The 17,846-nt window shown below is 58.1% G+C and carries 18 protein-coding genes and 2 tRNA genes; 15 read left to right on the top strand and 5 right to left on the bottom strand.

Features of this window, described 5'->3' with window-relative positions; translation table 11 throughout:
* Positions 1-289: 289 nt before the first annotated feature.
* The 10 genes from ileS to NTX71_01095 all read left to right on the top strand — a co-directional run bounded on the left by ileS (position 290) and on the right by NTX71_01095 (position 10,213).
* Positions 290-3,076, top strand: coding sequence for an isoleucine--tRNA ligase (gene ileS, locus NTX71_01140; protein ID MCX6338510.1), 2,787 nt, complete (start codon positions 290-292; stop codon positions 3,074-3,076).
* A gap of 14 nt (positions 3,077-3,090) precedes the next feature.
* A complete protein-coding gene (locus NTX71_01135) occupies positions 3,091-3,606 on the top strand; it encodes a TraR/DksA C4-type zinc finger protein (protein MCX6338509.1) in 516 nt (171 codons plus the stop codon).
* On the top strand, positions 3,591-4,067 hold the full coding sequence (lspA, locus tag NTX71_01130; GenBank protein ID MCX6338508.1) for a signal peptidase II: 477 nt from the start codon (positions 3,591-3,593) through the stop codon (positions 4,065-4,067). Before NTX71_01135 ends, lspA begins: the two co-directional genes overlap by 16 nt.
* A gap of 25 nt (positions 4,068-4,092) precedes the next feature.
* The gene (lgt, locus tag NTX71_01125) at positions 4,093-4,953 is read left to right on the top strand and encodes a prolipoprotein diacylglyceryl transferase (protein ID MCX6338507.1); all 861 of its coding nucleotides are present in this window, start codon (positions 4,093-4,095) and stop codon (positions 4,951-4,953) included.
* Complete coding sequence (locus NTX71_01120; protein ID MCX6338506.1) at positions 4,878-5,867, top strand: RluA family pseudouridine synthase; 990 nt, start codon at positions 4,878-4,880, stop codon at positions 5,865-5,867. Before lgt ends, NTX71_01120 begins: the two co-directional genes overlap by 76 nt.
* Complete coding sequence (locus tag NTX71_01115; GenBank protein MCX6338505.1) at positions 5,864-6,859, top strand: mannose-6-phosphate isomerase; 996 nt, start codon at positions 5,864-5,866, stop codon at positions 6,857-6,859. Before NTX71_01120 ends, NTX71_01115 begins: the two co-directional genes overlap by 4 nt.
* A complete protein-coding gene (locus tag NTX71_01110) occupies positions 6,825-7,736 on the top strand; it encodes a YicC family protein (GenBank protein MCX6338504.1) in 912 nt (303 codons plus the stop codon). Before NTX71_01115 ends, NTX71_01110 begins: the two co-directional genes overlap by 35 nt.
* A gap of 556 nt (positions 7,737-8,292) precedes the next feature.
* On the top strand, positions 8,293-8,898 hold the full coding sequence (gmk, locus tag NTX71_01105; protein ID MCX6338503.1) for a guanylate kinase: 606 nt from the start codon (positions 8,293-8,295) through the stop codon (positions 8,896-8,898).
* 6 nt (positions 8,899-8,904) lie between these two features.
* Positions 8,905-9,465, top strand: a complete 561-nt coding sequence (gene coaBC, locus NTX71_01100) for a bifunctional phosphopantothenoylcysteine decarboxylase/phosphopantothenate--cysteine ligase CoaBC (GenBank protein MCX6338502.1) — start codon at positions 8,905-8,907, stop codon at positions 9,463-9,465.
* Between the two features lie 94 nt (positions 9,466-9,559).
* A complete protein-coding gene (locus NTX71_01095; protein ID MCX6338501.1) occupies positions 9,560-10,213 on the top strand; it encodes a hypothetical protein in 654 nt (217 codons plus the stop codon).
* 51 nt (positions 10,214-10,264) lie between these two features.
* Here the strand turns inward: NTX71_01095 and NTX71_01090 are convergent.
* The 5 genes from NTX71_01090 to NTX71_01070 all read right to left on the bottom strand — a co-directional run bounded on the left by NTX71_01090 (position 10,265) and on the right by NTX71_01070 (position 12,825).
* A tRNA-Leu gene (locus NTX71_01090) sits at positions 10,265-10,353 on the bottom strand.
* Positions 10,354-10,432: 79 nt separating this feature from the next.
* Complete coding sequence (locus NTX71_01085; protein ID MCX6338500.1) at positions 10,433-11,209, bottom strand: transposase; 777 nt, start codon at positions 11,207-11,209, stop codon at positions 10,433-10,435.
* Between the two features lie 381 nt (positions 11,210-11,590).
* A complete protein-coding gene (locus tag NTX71_01080; protein ID MCX6338499.1) occupies positions 11,591-12,493 on the bottom strand; it encodes a carcinine hydrolase/isopenicillin-N N-acyltransferase family protein in 903 nt (300 codons plus the stop codon).
* Between the two features lie 31 nt (positions 12,494-12,524).
* Positions 12,525-12,731: a hypothetical protein gene (locus NTX71_01075; GenBank protein ID MCX6338498.1), complete on the bottom strand. Its 207-nt coding sequence runs from the start codon at positions 12,729-12,731 to the stop codon at positions 12,525-12,527.
* Positions 12,732-12,749: 18 nt separating this feature from the next.
* Positions 12,750-12,825 (bottom strand) — tRNA-Cys (locus NTX71_01070).
* Between the two features lie 268 nt (positions 12,826-13,093).
* Between NTX71_01070 and rplM the strand changes: the two genes are divergently transcribed.
* The 5 genes from rplM to argB all read left to right on the top strand — a co-directional run bounded on the left by rplM (position 13,094) and on the right by argB (position 17,842).
* Positions 13,094-13,522, top strand: a complete 429-nt coding sequence (gene rplM, locus NTX71_01065) for a 50S ribosomal protein L13 (GenBank protein MCX6338497.1) — start codon at positions 13,094-13,096, stop codon at positions 13,520-13,522.
* 45 nt (positions 13,523-13,567) lie between these two features.
* Positions 13,568-13,966, top strand: a complete 399-nt coding sequence (gene rpsI / locus NTX71_01060) for a 30S ribosomal protein S9 (GenBank protein MCX6338496.1) — start codon at positions 13,568-13,570, stop codon at positions 13,964-13,966.
* A 353-nt stretch (positions 13,967-14,319) separates the two neighbouring features.
* Entirely contained in the window at positions 14,320-15,342 is a 1,023-nt protein-coding gene (gene argC / locus NTX71_01055; protein MCX6338495.1) for an N-acetyl-gamma-glutamyl-phosphate reductase, read from the top strand.
* Between the two features lie 196 nt (positions 15,343-15,538).
* The gene (gene argJ / locus NTX71_01050; protein MCX6338494.1) at positions 15,539-16,732 is read left to right on the top strand and encodes a bifunctional glutamate N-acetyltransferase/amino-acid acetyltransferase ArgJ; all 1,194 of its coding nucleotides are present in this window, start codon (positions 15,539-15,541) and stop codon (positions 16,730-16,732) included.
* Between the two features lie 231 nt (positions 16,733-16,963).
* The gene (argB, locus tag NTX71_01045; protein ID MCX6338493.1) at positions 16,964-17,842 is read left to right on the top strand and encodes an acetylglutamate kinase; all 879 of its coding nucleotides are present in this window, start codon (positions 16,964-16,966) and stop codon (positions 17,840-17,842) included.
* The last annotated feature ends 4 nt before the right edge of the window (positions 17,843-17,846 follow it).

Raw genomic sequence — 17,846 nt, 5'->3', positions numbered from 1 at the left:
AGGAAACGGGCTCGGGATGGAGCAGCAGGCAAGTCACGAGTGCTGGCGTGAACGGAGCAAGCAGTTGAACCCGCGCATGCGCGAGGGAGGGACCAGATCATGTCTATTGACTCCGCGCCTTTGATGGGTGACCCATTACGTTTCTGAGGGAATGAAACTGAGCGCGCCCTAACTGAGCGCGCTTTTCTATTGATTCTGTATCACACACCTGATAGTGTAGTGCCCTGAACCGGCTGGGGAATCCCCGTGGAGCATCCTCCAGTCGGTTTTTATTCAACCGGAACGGGTTATGGGAAAAGCTGAATATAAAGCCACGCTCAACCTGCCCACGACAAGTTTTCCCATGAAGGCTTCTCTGAGCTCGAGAGAACCGCTCATGCTCGAGCTCTGGGCGAAAAATGATGCGTACCGCGCAATCTGCTCCCGGAGGGAGGCGAATGAGAAATTCGTCCTCCACGACGGTCCCCCGTACGCGAACGGCGATATCCATATGGGGCACGCGCTCAACAAGCTCCTCAAAGACATCGTGGTCAAATATAAATCGATGCGGGGCTTTTACACGCCTTTCGTGCCGGGATGGGACTGTCACGGGCTTCCCGTGGAGCACCAGCTTTTTAAAGAGCTGAAGTTAGGCAAGCACGAGATAAACCGGACGGAGTTCCGGAAGAAGGCGCGCGACTACGCCCTGAAGTACGTTGCGATTCAGAGAGAACAGTTCAAGCGGCTCGGGATTTTCGGCGACTGGGATAATCCCTACCTCACACTCGATCCTTCCTATCAGGCCACGATCATCGAATGCTTCGGGAAATTGTATCTGGGCGGATACATCTACAGGGGTTTGAAACCCATTCACTGGTGCGCGACGTGCGAAACCGCCCTCGCGGAAGCGGAGGTCGAATACGACGATCACCGTTCGCCTTCGATATACGTGAGCTTCACGGCGCGCTCCGGTCTTGAAAAGGCGTTCCATGGCCTGAAGGACGTAGCATTTCTGATCTGGACCACCACCCCCTGGACCCTCCCCGCGAACATGGCGGTCGCCGTCAGACCTGAGTTCGAGTATGTCGCGGCCAGCCTCAGGGGGCGCACGCTGATCGTCGCGCGCGAGCTGCTTGACCGCCTCGCGGAAGAGCTGGGCGAGGAGCAGTACCGTATTCTCGGCTCATGCCGGGGGACTGCGCTGGAGGGGGTGATCACTCAGCATCCGTTTGTCGAAAGGTATTCTCCCGTGGTCCTCTCCGCCCACGTGACGCTCGAGCAGGGGAGCGGATGCGTCCACATCGCGCCCGGCCATGGCGAGGAGGATTATCAGATCGCGCGCGCGCACGGGCTCGAGGTGTATGCCCCCGTGAACGAGAGGGGCGAGTTCACGAAGGAAGCCGGGCAGTTCGCCGGCCTCAAGGTCGAGAAGGCGAACGCTGCAATCATCGAGCATCTCGAAGCGCGCGGCGCGCTCCTCATGTCGCGCGAGATTGTCCACTCATATCCACACTGCTGGCGCTGCAAGCAGCCGGTGATCTTCAGGGCCACCACGCAGTGGTTCATGGGAGTTGACCGCAATGGGTTGCGGAAACGCGCGCTTCAGTTAATCAATGCGGTGAAATGGATCCCGGAGCGCGCGCAGAACAGGATCAGCAGCATGCTCGAACAGCGCCCCGACTGGTGCCTCTCGCGCCAGAGATACTGGGGAGTGCCGATCCCCATGGTGTACTGCCGCGGCTGCGGCGAAGCCATTTTGAACGAAGAGATCCTGGAGGGCGTCAGGAGCGCGGTCGCGGGGCGCGGCGCCGATGTCTGGTTTACGGAGCCCGTGGAATATTTTGTGCCCAGTGGGTGCACGTGCCCCTCGTGCGGAGGGAAGGAATTCCGAAAGGAAGAAGATATCATAGATGTGTGGTTTGATTCCGGCGTCAGCCACCAAGCGGTGCTCGCGACACGGCCGGAGCTGGGATACCCCTGCACGCTCTACCTCGAGGGGAGCGACCAGCATCGCGGTTGGTTCCAGACCTCGCTCCTCACCTCCGTCGCCCTCAGGGGGGACGCTCCGTTCGCTGAGGTCCTCACGCACGGCTTCATCATGGACGGCGAGGGCAAAAAGATGTCCAAATCAGCGGGGAACGTGATTGCGCCCCAGCGCATCATCGAAAAGTACGGGGCTGACATCCTGCGCCTCTGGGTCGCATCGGTTGACTACAGCGTTGACGTGCGCATCTCGGAGGAGATTATCGAAAAGCTCGTTGACGCCTACAGGAGAATCCGCAACACCTTCAGGTTCATCCTCGGGAATCTGTGCGATTTCTCTCCCGGGCGGGATGGGGTGCCGAGGGATAAGATGGAGGAGATCGACCGCTGGATCCTCAGCCGGACGCAGCGGCTGCTGCGCGACGTGACCGCTGCCTATGAGCGGTACGATTTCTGCGAGGCGTACCACCAGCTCCATAATTTCTGCGCGGTTGATCTGAGCAGTCTCTACCTTGATATTTTGAAGGATCGACTCTACACGCGTGGGGGGCGGTCGCCGCAGCGCCGGTCAGCCCAGACCGCCATGCACCATGTGCTGGATGTGCTGATCAGGGTGTCTGCCCCGATACTCGCGTTCACGGCGGAAGAGGCGTGGCAGGCGGTGCCCCCGGGCGGGGGGCAGCGCGAGAGCGTGCACCTGGCTGACTGGCCGGCCGTGGACCAGGGACTCATCGACGAGCCGCTCGAGGCGGAGTGGGAGCGGCTGCTCGAGGTGAGGAAAGAGGTGTCAAAGGCCCTGGAGATTGCGCGCCAGGGGGATATGATCGGAAACGCGCTCGAGGCAGAGGTGACGATAGCCTGCGCTGATGAGCGCACACTCCGCTTTCTCAAGGAGAAGGAGCACATGCTCGCCGACCTCTTCATCGTATCGCAGGTTGTGCTGAAGGGAGTCAACGCCCTGGGCAGCGGGCGAACCCGGGAGGTGAGCGTGGCGCGCGCGAGGGGCACAAAGTGCGCGCGTTGCTGGAAATATTCTGTGAGTGTCGGGGAGGATGATGCTCATCCGACCATCTGTCGAAGGTGTGTGGCGGTAGTGGAGGGACACGATCATTGAGAGGAGGCACAGCGATGGGAAAGGCAAAGAAGGAACGCGGGGAGGCAACGGGGAAGAAGCGCGCGGGAGATGCCGGCCTGAAGAAAAAACATGCCGCGGCGAAGAGGCCGCCCGGCAAGCAGAAGACGCCGCTCTCCTCCGCCGCGCTCAGGAAGTTCAGAAATTTGCTCATCGAACACAAAGAGAGGATCATGCGGGATGTGGTGACGCTCCACGATACCCATCTCCACAGCTCCCAACGTGACGCGACGGGTGATCTGTCGGGCTACTCGCTGCACATGGCGGACATGGGGACGGACACCTATGACAGGGAGTTCGGACTCGCCGTGGCCACCACCGAGGGGAATCTCGTCTACCTCATCGATCTTGCCCTCAGGCGCATTGAGGAAAAGACCTATGGGCTCTGCGAAACGTGCGGCAAGTCGATAAGGGTGGAGCGGCTCAAGGCGGTACCGTGGGCGAGGCTGTGCATTGCCTGCAAGGAGGCGGAAGAGACCGAGGGGGGAAACCCTGAATGGCAACCTTCCTAACTGCCGCGGTCGTGTGTATCTCTGACCAGCTGAGCAAGTTATGGATCAGGAATACCATCCTGGAAGCGGAGACGGTGGTGGTGCTCCAGAATTGTTTCAACATCACGCACATCAGAAACAGGGGCGGTGCGTTTGGCATCTTCCCCCACCAGCAGTACCTCTTCGTCCTCCTCTCGCTTGCCACTATCGCCGCGATCGCCTATTTCTACTGGGGCTACGCCCCGAAGCGGCATACCTGCAGGATCGCCGTGGGTCTGGTGCTCGGCGGCGCGCTGGGCAACCTGCTGGACCGCATGGTGTTTGACACGGGGGGCTGTGTCACCGACTGGCTCGACCTCTACTGGGGGACTTATCATTGGCCGGCGTTCAACATCGCGGACATGGCGATCAGCGTGGGCGTGTGCATGCTCCTCTACATTCTGATTGTGAGGGCGGAGGCGGGATCAGCAGGAGGGGAGTGACGAGCCACGGGGCTCACCGGGAAAAATGCATCCGATACTTGTTGAATTCGGGCCGTTGACAATATATTCCTATGGCGTGTGCATCGCGCTGGCGTTCCTGGTGGCAATCGCGACCGCCGCCGCGAGGGCCATGAGATACGGCTGGCGGGCGCAGACCGTGTACGATACTTGCCTCTACGCCATGCTCGCCTCGCTCGTCGGTTCGCGCCTCCTCTACGTCCTTGAGAATCCGCGTGAGTTTGCATACGCCCCCTGGGAAGCGCTCATGGTCTGGAAGGGAGGGCTCTCGTACTTCGGCGGCGTCATTGCAGCAGTCATCGCGGGTGCGGTCTATCTGAGAATACAACGGCTCAGTGTCGCCGAGGGATTTGATCTGCTCATCCCGTCAGTAGCGCTCGGACACGCCATAGGAAGGATCGGCTGTTTTTTCAACGGCTGCTGCTTCGGCAGGGTGTGCGCACCGCCATTGGCGGTGGTATTCCCTGCGGGGAGCCTCGCCTGCTCGTATCAGCTCTACGAGCTGGGCATCTTAGCGCCGGGCAGCGCGTACAGCCTCCCGGTGTATCCCACACAGCTCTATGAGGCGCTCCTTGAGCTCGGCATCTTTGTCGCCCTCTCGCTCTTTCTGCCCAGGAAGAAATTTAACGGGCAGGTCTTTCTCCTCTACTTCGTGCTGTACGGCGCGGGGAGATTCCTCCTGGAATTCCTCCGCGCGGATAATCCAGCCGTGGCGTTCTTGGGAAGAACGGCGATGAACGTTCCGCAACTGATGAGCCTGGCGGCGTTGGTTGTCTCGGCTGCCGTGCTTGTATGGGCGGGAGAGCAACAAAGAAAAAGGGGGGCGAGGTGCAGCCCGGCATCCACGCACAGGAAGGGAAATACCTAGTCGACGAGGGGCGCGACGGCGCACGCCTGGATAAGTTCCTCGTCGATCGATTGGAGGGGCGTTCTCGCGCCGAGATTCAGCGTCTGATCGAAGGCGCCCATATCCGGCTGAACGGCAGGGGCGTCAAGCCCCACCACAGGGTCCGGCGGGGCGACGAGGTGGAGGTTTCATTTCCGCCGCCCGTCGAATCCAGTATACTCGCGGAGGAGATTCCCCTCCATGTGCTCTACGACGATGCCGACCTCCTCGTGGTCAACAAGCCCGCGGGGATGATTGTCCATCCCGCGGGGCGCATCTTGAGCGGGACGCTGGTCAACGCGCTCCTCGCGCGATGTGGAGACCTGTCGGGGATCGGTGGTGAGCTCAAGCCGGGGATCGTTCACCGTTTGGACAAGGGGACGAGCGGCTGCATCATCGTCGCGAAGAACGACGAGGCCCACCAGTCCCTCTCAAACCAGTTCGCGCGCAGAGCGGTGCGCAAGGAGTACCTGGCGCTGCTGCACGGCAGCCTGCCCGGGGAGCGGGGGACGGTGGAGGGGCTCATCGGGAGACATCCCGTTGAGCGGAAGAGGATGGCCGTTTGCCGCGACAGGGGGCGATCTGCCGTGACGCGCTTCGAGGTTATCGAGCGCATCGGCGGTTTCACGCTCGCAAAAATCTTTCTGCAGACCGGACGGACACACCAGATCAGGGTGCATATGGCGCACCTCGGTCACCCCGTTGTGGGAGACGCCGTGTACGGCAGGAGGAGGTCGCGGGTGATCGGGGAAATGGGTATCGAGCGCCCGATGCTGCATGCCTGGAGGATCGGTTTCACGCACCCGCGCACGGGTGTGGCCGTTCACGTGGAAGCCCCCCTGCCGGAGGATATCGAGCGCGTGCTCAACTGTCTACGCGCTGAAAAACAGACATGAATCTCTACCCATTGAAATTCGCGCCGATCTACAAGGAAAAGATATGGGGCGGCCATCGGCTGATGAGCGTCTACGGACGGGCGCTGCCCGAGGGAAGCCGGATCGGCGAGTCATGGGAGATTTCGGATCACGGGGAGGATGTGAGCCGCGTTGAGTCGGGGGCCTGGGCGGGGCGATCTCTCCGGGAGTTGATTGACGAGAAACCCCTGGAGATTCTCGGCGGAGCCCTCGCAACCCGCCGCCCGGACAGGTTCCCACTCCTGGTCAAGCTGATTGACTCCTCGGCGCACCTCTCGGTACAGGTTCATCCCCCGGACGACTACGCGGCTGAACACGAGGGAGGGGAGTGGGGCAAAACAGAGCTGTGGTACGTCGTGCAGGCGGATGAGGGGGCTGAGCTGATCTGCGGTTTTCGCGAGGCCGCCGACAGGGAATCATTCGCGCGGGCACTTGAAGAGGGGGCGCTCATGGGTTTGCTCGGGCGCCTGGCCTCGAGGGCGGGCGATGCCGTCTTTGTCCCTGCGGGGCGCGTCCACAGCATTGGTGCGGGTAATCTGATCCTTGAGATCGAGGAGAACTCGGATCTCACCTACCGGCTGTACGACTGGGATCGGGCGGCGGCAAAGGGGGGCGGACGCCCGCTTCACAGGGAGAGGGCGGTGGAAGTGATAGATTTCGCGGACCACGCGGATCCTCGGATCTCAAAGACATGGGAAGAAGGAGAGGGTTTCCGCCGGGCGCATCTTGTGAGGTGCCGCTATTTCAGAACGGTTCAACTTGAGATCAGCGGCCGCTGGGGTTCGACGCGCGCGGGGGACCGGTTCAGCATTATTTCCGTTGTGGGAGGGAGCGGCGTTCTTGAGTATGGCGATTCTGTCGGGCGGCTCGAGCTGGGCGGGGGCGATACTCTCCTGCTTCCGGCCGCGCTCGGGAGCTACAGGGTGCACGCGGGGACGCATGGATGCAATCTGTTGGAAACGGAGGTACCATGAGATGAAGAGCATGACCGGATTCGGTGAGGGTGAGGCCGGGGGGGCGTACGGCCATTGTACGGTGCAGATACAGAGCGTGAACAGCAGGTATTTCAAGTTGACCGTGAACCTGCCGAGAGAGATCGCCTCGCTTGAACCGGCGGTGAGGAGGTACCTCCAGGGGAGAGTCGGGCGCGGCCAGGTCACCGCCTATGTCCTCTTCACGCCGGCTGAGGGCGGCCTGGAGCGCGTGGCGATTGACAGGAAGGCGTGCAAGGAGCTCGCGGGGCAGCTGAAAAAGGTCGGATCGTGGCTCGGCCTCGAGGGCGGGCTTGATCTGGCGACGCTCGTCCGCACCGGTGCCATTGTAAAAAGTGAAATGGCGAATTTCTCAAAGGGGCCGGTCTGGGGCCTGGTGCGGAAGGGATTCGAGGCGGCGTGCGATGACCTCGAAAAGAACCAGGCCATGGAAGGCCGTATGATCACTCGGGATTTCATCGCGCGGTGGAGGAGAGTGGAATCGTTCCTCGGGCGAATTGACGGGGCGAGGCCGCAGAGCTCGCGTCGCTATGAGGAGAAGATCCGCAAGAAGGTGCGCACGATACTCGAGGGGGCCCACTATGATGAGGGTCGTCTGCTCGCGGAGGTCAGCATTTTCGCTGACCGGGTCGACATCACGGAGGAGATCGTCCGGCTCAGGAGCCATCTGAAGCATTTCCGCCGGCTCCTTTCCGCCGGGGGGGAGGTGGGGAAGAAACTGGATTTCACCATGCAGGAAATCCTCCGCGAGGTGAACACCGCTGCCAACAAGGCCAACGACGCCCTCATCTCCCGCCTCGCCATCGAGATAAAGGCCGAGATGGAGAAGATCAGGGAGCAGCTGCAGAACGTGCAGTGAAGAAAATGACAAATACCAAATGACAAATGACAAAACAAAATTAGCAAATGCCAAATGGCAAAAATATGGCACGTAATAGACGAAAAATCACAGGAATAAAGTACCCTGTCAAATTAAGTGCGAGGGAATATGCAATCGCAGAGCGGTAATTTGATCTGGAGCCGCGTACGATCTAAACTTTGCCCAAAGATGTATTGACCTATGTAAGCAGGCATCAAAGAATTCGATTAATGCACAGTTGGTTGGTCAGTTGGTTCGTGCGGCAGGATCGGTGGGAGCAAATTATAGGGAAGGCAATGATGCAGGTACGAAAAAGGAATTTTATTATCGCATAGGAATCTGTAGAAAAGAAGCCAAGGAAACAAAGTATTGGCTTGAATTGCTCCGACATGCAAACTCCGATTTGACTGGCAGCATCGATGTGTTTATTGATGAGGCATTGCAATTATCCAGAATTTTTGCTGCAATCAGTATAAGGAGGAGTTGAGGATTAAAATTTATTCATGCTGTTTTGTCATTTGAATTTTGTCATTTGTCATTCCATAGAGGTGGTATCATGCGTAAAGGCATCCTGTTCGTTCTTACTGCTCCTTCGGGCGCTGGGAAGACCACCTTGCTGAACATGATTATGAAATCGGCGCCGCAGCTGGAGTATTCTGTGTCGGTCACCACGCGGCATCCCAGGAAGGGCGAGGTGGACGGCACATCATACTGGTTCACCACGCGCGCCGAGTTCGAAAAGCTGCTCGCCGAGGGGGAATTTCTCGAGCACGCAGTCGTCTACGATAATTACTACGGCACGCGGCGGAGCGTCATCGAGAGAGCGCTCTCCGCGGGCAAGGATATCATCCTCGACATCGATGCGAGGGGCGCGCTCCAGATAATGGAGAAGAAATACCCGGCGGTGTATGTGTACATCATGGCCCCCTCCATGAAGGAACTCGAGAAAAGGCTGCGGGGGAGAAAGACCGATTCCGAGGAGGTCATCCGGAAGCGCCTCTCCCTGGCGCGCGAGGAGATGGGGTATGCGGGGCGCTACGACTACGTGGTGGTGAACGACGACCTCCAGGCCGCGTTCGAGGGACTGAAGGCGATTATCCTCGTGGAGCAGCTGCGCGTGGCGAGGAATGTGGAAGAAATAGAGAAAATTACCAGAGGATAGCGATTCATGAAAAAGAAATCTGCCTCACCGGTGAATGGCAAGAAGATTTTGCTCGGTGTTACCGGCTGTATCGCGGCGTACAAGTCATGCGACCTGGTGAGCAGTCTCACGCAGGGGGGGGCCGAAGTGCGCGTGGTCATGACGCGGGAGGCGTGCGAGTTTGTCACGCCCCTCGCGCTGAGGACCCTCTCGCGGGGGCCGGTGTTCACGGAGATGTTCGACTCGCCCCGGGAATTTGATCCGGTGCATGTGAGCCTCGCTGAATGGGCGGATATTGCGGTGATCGCTCCCGCGACGGCCAACGTGATCGGGAAGATCGCCTGCGGTGTCGCGGACGACCTCCTCACCTGCGCCGTGATGGCCACAAAGGCCCCTGTCCTCATCGCTCCTGCGATGAACACGGCCATGTACGAGAACAAGATCGTGCAGGAAAATATCAAGAAATTGAAGAAACGGGGCTATCGCTTCGTGGGGCCCGACAGTGGGTATCTCGCCTGCGGCGGCGAGGGGATCGGCCGCCTCGCCTCCACCGATGAGATCATCGCGGCGATTGAGAGGCTTGTCTGAGTTGCGGCTCATTTGACCCGCATAAATTATTTTTTCCCTCTCCCCTTGTGCCTGCCTGCCGGCAGGCAGGGGAGAGGGTAGGGTGAGGGGGAAATTGTCTAAATTGAAACCCGTCTTTCTCATCACCGCTGGACCCACCCGTGAGTATCTCGATCCTGTACGCTTTTTTTCAAATCCCTCCACCGGCAAGATGGGGTATGCCCTTGCACGCACGGCACGGGATAGGGGAGCAAAGGTCATTCTCGTGAGCGGACCGGTTGCGTTGCGCGCCCCCGGAGGGGTGCGGCTGGTCAGGGTTGAGAGCGCCAACGAGATGCGCCGGGAAGTCATGCGCAGGCGTGCCGATGTCGTCATCATGGCCGCGGCCGTGGCGGATTACAGGCCGGAGAAGCGCCTCTCGCGGAAGATGAAAAAAGGGTCGCGGCAGATCAACGTGCCGATGGCGAGGACGGGGGACATTCTCGCGGAGCTCGGCCGGAAAAAGGGGAACAGGATTCTCGTGGGGTTCGCCGCGGAGACGGGTGCTCTCGTACGGGAAGCCAGGCGCAAGCTCAGGGAGAAGGATCTCGACATGATTGTCGCGAACGATGTTTTCCGGCCGGATGCCGGTTTCGCGAGCGATTATAACAGGGCGGTTATTATAGACCGCGATGGGAATGTCACACGACTGGCACGGATGAGGAAGGACGCGCTCGCCAGAATAATTATCCGGCGCTGCCTTGACCTTTATAGTTCCCCTGCCAGTTGATCTCGCCTATTACCAGTAACCAGAAACCAGCGACTGTAGTTGCTGTAGTGCTGGTGCCGGAGGCCGGACTCGAACCGGCACGGCCATATAATGGCCGAGGGATTTTAAGTCCCTTGCGTCTGCCATTCCGCCACTCCGGCAACTCGCGAGCCGAAACCTGAAGTTGAAGTTGGGGTCGCACCACGTTATCTCTTTCCCAGCTAAAATGTTACGTATATTTTATGCCTTTTTTATGGCCTTAGGAGCGCTTTTTACCCCCCAAAAGTGACTGTAAGCTGTCGGTGCTTCCCTGATACTCCATTCGTTTTTGCCATCTGCGGTTTTTTCTTCATTTATGTAGAGCCTAACGCGGGGAAATTGTTTTTGCAATGAGTCTACGAATAACTTCTCACCTACCGCGAGGCTTTCGGTCCATAATGGATCGCGCTCGAATACTCCTGAAGATAAGCGTCTTTCCATTTCTTCTTTGTAGTGCTTTCTTGTTCTTTCCAGATCATCATAACCCATTTTATCAAGAATCGTTTCCATATCCAGGAGTCGATATCTTTTCCGCAAGCCTATAAACTCGCCATAGCCGCACCATTTCCATTGTTCTGGATTCTTTACTCTACCTGCGCGCACCATATTGAGATCTACATATTGCAGGCAGTTCCACAAATGAAGACCGCTGTCTATAATTGTACAGTGGTACCGGTCTTGCCAGAATGCCCCTTTTCTCCCTTTTCTTAGATTATATTGCTGCGCCGTGCGACCTTCAATGAGTTGCATGAATTTACTTAAATCGCCATCATTATGTTGGAACAGAATTAAATGAACATGGTTGCAGGTTATACAGTAACCAAATATAGAAACCCTATATCTCAAGGCACCCTTTCGAAGCCACTCTTGGTATGCGTCACGATCTTTTGCGAAACGGAGAAGAAAAGCGCAGTTATGACACCGGTGGGTGATGTGGTACACATACCCTGGCAGGAAATATCTGTAGGCGCGTGGCATGGTGAACTCCTTATTGCGCAGACTATTATATTCCTTAGAGGCTAGAAATTGACCAAAAAACAGCTTCTAAGGCCTTATTATCGGGTCAAAAAATACATATCTATCTCCAAATGAAAGAGATAACGTGGTGCGACCCCGATTTCCCCGATTTCAAGAAGATATGTAAAGTGTCCCTAGCTTTGCGTAGCTCGTTCAGCACCGCTATGCCTCTCTAGCCATTCTCCACCTATGAGGTTTGGATACAATAGAGGATCATTATCAAAATGAAGAGCAGTGCGAATATGATCAGAACAATTTTATGGAATTTTTTAGCCATCGCTCACCTCTCCAGTGGCAAGGTTATGAGATTCCAGCTGCTGCGAGTTCGCATCCCGTAATATATCACCGTGTTTTCCCGGCCGGTAGGTTACTATGCAGAGGATCCGACCTGGTGTGTGTAGCCCAGAAGGAGGAGTCGAGCTTCAGGTTGTAAATCCGTTCCGGTTCGTCGGTATTTGCGAGTTTGACGTAGATGGTGGGGGAGCCGTTCTTGGGGATTGACGCGATCCATGTCGCGAGCGTCCGTTCCTTCTCATGTGTGCCGCCCGTTCTCCAGATGCTGCGATCCGGGCCGTCGTGCCTGTTTTGGCTGAACGTTTTGAAATCCTCAAATGTGAGCGGGGATGCGTGAGTCGTCATGAGTTCCTGGATGCGCTTCAGCCGGGCGAGGCTGCTCTTGCCGATTTTATCGTTGGCCCGCAGGAATTTTTCGTCAAGGTAATGGTTTGTGTGGCACAGGATTCCGTTATCAGTACTTCTTACCCGAAACTTACCCCCGGGAGCTACTTCTACAGTTGCGATTTTGGATCTATCCCCGATTATGTAAAAAACGGGATGGGTGCCGGCGAATATATTTTGGTTTTTGAGCACGGCATCCACGCTGTTAAAAGATATGAGGATATGCTCGCTGAGTCCCTGTCCGCCTTTATTCCTTTCCTCGCGAGGCACGCTCCCGGCGCTCGCGCCGAGTATGCAGAGTCCCCTGTCATTGATCCCTCCCGCGATGCTGCGCCGCTCGTCTGCATCAGTGTAGTAGAGGCCGAGGAAGCAGTGCCCCTTGCGGGCGACGACGCGCAGTTCGCCATGCTGACTCGGCTCCTTGTCCCTGTTTTTGGCGATGAGAGTTCCGCCATCTTTGGTTCTTGCCCCTGTCGCACCCCAGAGCGTGCAGGCTGTAAGATAGGTTACATGAGCGAGGAGGAAGAGAAGGGCATAAAGCATTACAGACAGGATTCTTCTATCCATTCCTGCCCTCAGCGCCTGGCGCGTCTGCTGATCATTTAACGATTTCAGATGGCTTTATCTCTTCTGGAACTTCCCTGATCGGTGCAGCCCCGGTCTCCGGCCCGAAGGGCGCCTTTTCCCCGTATTTCATAACGGGAATCCTTGGAGCCATGACATTGGGCACGCAGCCAACTAATAGAAATAAGCCTGTGATGAGGACACAGAGAGCGATTGTCCTGCAATTAAAAATTCCGGTCATGTATGATTCTCCCAATTCTGGAGGCGGCGGTCGGAGTTGAACCGACGAATAGAGGTTTTGCAGACCTCCGCCTTGGCCACTTGGCTACGCCGCCGTTATCATTACGCAAAGAAGTTTAACAAAGAAGGGATATGACTTCAAGCCCATTGCTGCTGCGGGATCAAAGCTTGATCTAAATTAAAGGGTGGGCTTTTGTGGGGTTCGATAGGCTTGAATTGTTTTAAGTGCCACGGGCATGTCCGTGGTAAAACATCAAAGCTGCTTTTCTAAAAACTGGGGATAGTCCAGCAACTTCCTCATTGACGTTCAATCAACGAGATGATAGAGTGTGCGCTCTATCACGTGAATGGGGGAATGTATTAGTGAAAACATTTATGGCGAAGAAGGGCCAGATAGAGCAGAAGTGGTACCTCATTGACGCCGAGGGCAAAATCCTGGGCCGCATGGCCACCAGAATCGCTGATATCTTGAGAGGGAAGGAGAAAGCGATCTTTACGCCGCACGTGGATACGGGCGATTTCGTCATTGTGATCAATGCTGAAAAGGTGAAGCTCACCGGCAAGAAAGAGGAGCAAAAGATCTACACACGGTATACCGGCTATCCTGGCGGGTTGAGGGTTGAACCGTTGAAGCGGATGCGCGCGCGCATTCCGGAGCGCATCGTTGAGTATGCCGTGGCGGGCATGATACCGAAAAGCCGCCTCGGGAGGACGATGCTCAAGAAGCTCAAGATATACGCGGGCCCCGTTCACCCGCACGCGGCCCAGAATCCGGTGGCGGTTAAGCTGTGAACTGGTTGGAACTGAGAGAGTAAGGAATAGATAACGGAGGGAGAGATGGGTGCTCAAGAAGCCGGCCTGAGAGCCACGGGGAGACGGAAAACGGCGGTTGCCACTGTGGTCCTCGCGCCGGGCACCGGGCTTTTCAGGGTAAATGACAAACCCCTGGATCAGTATTTTCGGACAGAGGAGCTGCGGGTGGTCATTTCCGAGCCCCTCGTACTGACGGGGAGTCAGGGGAAGTATGATATCTCCGCGAAGGTGACAGGCGGCGGCCTTGTGGGGCAGGCGGGGGCGATGAGGCATGGTCTGGCCCGCGCGATTTCCCGGATGGATGAGGGGATGAGGCAAACCTTGAAACAGGCGGGCCTGCTCACCCGGGACCAGCGCATGAAGGAGAGGAAAAAATACGGCAGGGCTGGAGCACGAAAGAGATTCCAATTCTCAAAGAGATAGCAACGACAGCCTAAAGTTGAAAGTGTAAAGTCTAAAGTGTAATGCTTCATGTGTAAGTCAGTGCGCGCGGGAGCGTGAGACAGGCAGGGCCGAGGGTTCGGCCCTGCCGTTTTTATTTCATGAGAGGCGGAGGGGATGAAAAGGTTATCCACGGATTTCACTGATCCTCACGGATTTTATTGGAAGGGATTTTTGCGGTTTTCGAATCAGTGTTAATCCGTGTCATCCGTGGATAAAGCAAAACTATTTGCATGAATCCGCTACCCCCATGTAACTGCGGCATTACTGCGGGTGCGTTTATTTGTTTGACAGCAGTTCTAACAACTATATAATTCTATAAGCGAGGTGTACAGATGACACGTGTGGCGATTGTCGGCGCAACCGGATATACGGGAGGGGAGCTGCTTGACATTCTGATCAGGCACCCCCGGGTGAAGGTGACGTCTCTCACGGCAAAGCTCGATAAAGCGGTCCCGATTGACGACGAGTTCCCGCGCTTCAAGGGGCGCGTTGATCTGCCTTGTACGCCGCTTGAGGTCGCCGATGTCTGCGAGAAGGCGGATCTCGTGTTCCTCTCCCTCCCCCACGGCGTATCTATGAAATTCGCGCTCTCGTTCCACCGGGAGGGGAAGAAGATCATCGATCTCAGCGCTGATTTTCGCTTCACCGATCCCGCCATATTTGAAGAGTGGTACGGAGTGAACCATGAGGTAAAGGAACTTCTGAGCGAGGCGGTGTACGGCCTCCCCGAGCTGCACGCGGAGGAGATCAGGAAGTCCCGGCTGATCGCGAACCCGGGCTGCTATCCCACCGGTGCGATCCTCGCCCTCGCGCCGCTCTTCCACCATCGGCTGGTCGCGCTGGATGACGTGATCGTCGACTCAAAGTCAGGTGTCACGGGAGCGGGGAGGAAGGCCTCCCTCGCGTTGAGCTTCGGAGAGTGCAGCGAGAGCTTCAGGGCGTACCGGGTGGGGCGGCACCAGCATACCCCCGAGATAGAGGGGGAGCTCAGCAGGATCTCAGGCGCCCCCATCCATATTCTCTTTACCCCTCACCTGGTGCCGATGAACAGGGGGATCCTCACCACCGCGTACCTGAAGCCGCTCAAGAGTATCTCCGCAGAGGATATCATCGCTCTCTACGCGAAGTTCTACGCGCGCGCGCCGTTCGTGAGGGTGATGGAGAGCGGGAAACTGGTGGACACGAAAAATGTGCGCGGGCTGAACTATTGCGACATCTCAGTTGTCGTTGACAGCCGCACGGACAGAATTGTCATCCTCTCTGCGATTGACAATCTCGTGAAGGGGGCCGCGGGGCAGGCAGTCCAGAACATGAATCTCATCTGCGGTTTCCCGGAAACCATGGGCCTTGTGTAAACCACCGCGCCCGGTTCGGCGCCTCGAGGCTTCGCAGCTGTCCGCGGGATGCCACCCGGGGCAAAGTCGGTTATCCCGGCAGGCGCACTCACGACACGGCAGGAATTAGGAACTCGCCCCGCGGCAGGCAGTGAGAGTGAACACCGGCCACTCACCGGTGGGCGCGCGCGAAAGTCTCTCCAGACAGGGAGCACTGATGCAAAAGGCGTTCGGGCATATCACTGCGGCCAGGGGATTCCGGGCGGCGGGAATCTGCTGCGGCATAAAGGCGGGAGTGAGGGATCTCGCCCTCCTCGTTTCTGAGGCCCGTGCGGCAGCAGCGGGGACATTCACGACGAACAGCTTTTGCGCGGCCCCGGTCATCCTGAGCCGCGAGCGCCTGCGGTCCGGGCGGGCCCGGGCGATCGTCGTCAACAGCGGCTGCGCGAACGCCGCCACGGGCCGGGCGGGGATGCGCGATGCGGAAGTGGTCACGCGCGACGTGGCGAGGTTGCTCTCGATCGATCGCGCGGATGTGCTCGCCGCATCCACCGGGCGCATAGGCCGGCGCCTCCCCATTGACAAGATACGGTCGGGGCTCGGCGAGCTCATCGGACGCCTGAGCGTGGCGGGGGGGCGCGATGCAGCGCGCGCAATCCTCACCACCGATACCTGCCCCAAAGAGGCGCTCGCGCGCAGGGTCATCGGCCGCAGGGAGATCACCGTGGGGGGTATGGCCAAGGGCGCGGGCATGATCCATCCGAAGATGGCGACCATGCTCGCCTTCATCACTACAGACGCCGCCGTCACCCCGCGTTGCCTCAAGGAGCTCCTTCGCGAGAGCGTGGAGAAGAGCTTCAACCGCATTTCGGTTGACGGTGACCGGAGCACGAACGATTCGGTTTTTATCCTCGCGAGCGGCCTCGCGGGAAACCCCGTGATCGAACGAAAGGATTCAAAAGACGGGCGGTTGTTCTCCGGCGCGCTGGACGAGATCACCGCGACGCTCGCGGAGAAGGTCGTCCGTGACGGCGAGGGGGCTTCAAAGTTCATAGAGATCATGGTGCGCGGGGCCCGCGACCGGGGCGAGGCGAAGAGGCTCGGGTTCGCGATCGCGAACTCGCCCCTCTTCAAAACGGCCATGTATGGTGAGGAACCCAACTGGGGACGGATCCTCTCCGCCCTCGGAGGGGCGGATGTGGCGCTCAGTCCGGAGCGGGTCAGTGTGGCGCTTCAGGGCGAGTGCGTGTTCAGGCGGGGCGCCCCCGCCGGGGCAGATGAAGGGGCGCTGCGCACGCGCATGAGGGCGAAGTGTATCAGCGTAGTCATTACTCTGGAGAGGGGCAGGGACGAGGAGAGGATTCTCACCTGTGATCTGACGCCTGGGTATGTGGAGTTGAACAAAACGTAAGACGTAAGGTAACTGCTCAGGAGCCAGAATTCAGGAGTCAGGAGCCAGGAGTTGGAATGAGGACGCCGGCGGCGACATTTGAGGACTTGGGATACGGCGATGTTTCCGAGTTAATGCAGTTACTCGAAGAGGTCAGTAAGCTCCTGGAAGCTTATGCGCGATCCATTCTGGATTCTGGCTCCTGGCTTCTGACTACCTGAGTAGTTACGACGTAAGAAGTGAGAAGAGATTATGAGGGAGCTGATAGAGAAGGCCGATGTCCTCATTGAAGCGCTCCCGTATATTCAGGGATTCAGGGGGAAGGTCGTGGTGGTGAAATATGGCGGGAGCACCATGGAGACGGGAGACCCCGGCAGCATTCTCCGCGATATCGTGTTCATGGAGTGCGTCGGGATGCGGCCGATCGTGGTTCACGGCGGCGGCAGCGCGATCAGCACGCGCCTCCAGGAGCGCGGCATCACGCCGCGCTTCGTGGCAGGGCTCAGGGTCACCGATGCGGACACGATGAAGATCGTGGAGGAGGTGATCGAGGAGGTGAACCGCGGGATCGTGGCGAAGCTTGAGGAGCTTGGGGCGCGCGCCCGGGGACTCACCGGCAAGGATCACGTCATCCATGCCAGGAAACAGATCGTCGATGTCGAGAAGGATGGGAGGCGAGAGGCGATAGATATCGGATTCGTGGGGGATGTGGCGAAGATCGAGACGGGTCATCTGAGAGCGCTGTGCCGGAGGGGTGTGATCCCAGTCATCGCGCCTCTCGGCGTGGACGAGGAGCAGCACCTTTACAATATCAATGCCGATACCGCGGCCGGGGAGGTGGCGGTCGCCCTGAAAGCCCAGAAGCTCATACTCCTCACCGATGTCCGCGGAATCCTGAGGAACCATGACGACGAGAACTCACTCATCGGGGCGCTCCGCGTGAGCGACGTGGACACGCTGATCAGCGCCGGGGTGATCAAAGAGGGAATGCTGCCCAAGGTCCGCGCGGGGGTGAGATCAGTGCAGGCGGGGGTGAGGAAGACGCATATCATTGACGGCCGGTTGCCTCACTCCATGCTTCTGGAAATTTTCACCGATCGTGGGATTGGGACCGAGATTTCGCGGGATTGAGGAT

Source organism: Candidatus Auribacterota bacterium, from assembly GCA_026392035.1.
Taxonomy (GTDB): Bacteria; Auribacterota; Tritonobacteria; order UBA1439; family UBA1439; genus JAPLCX01.
This window is presented reverse-complemented; position numbering and strand designations above follow the sequence as displayed.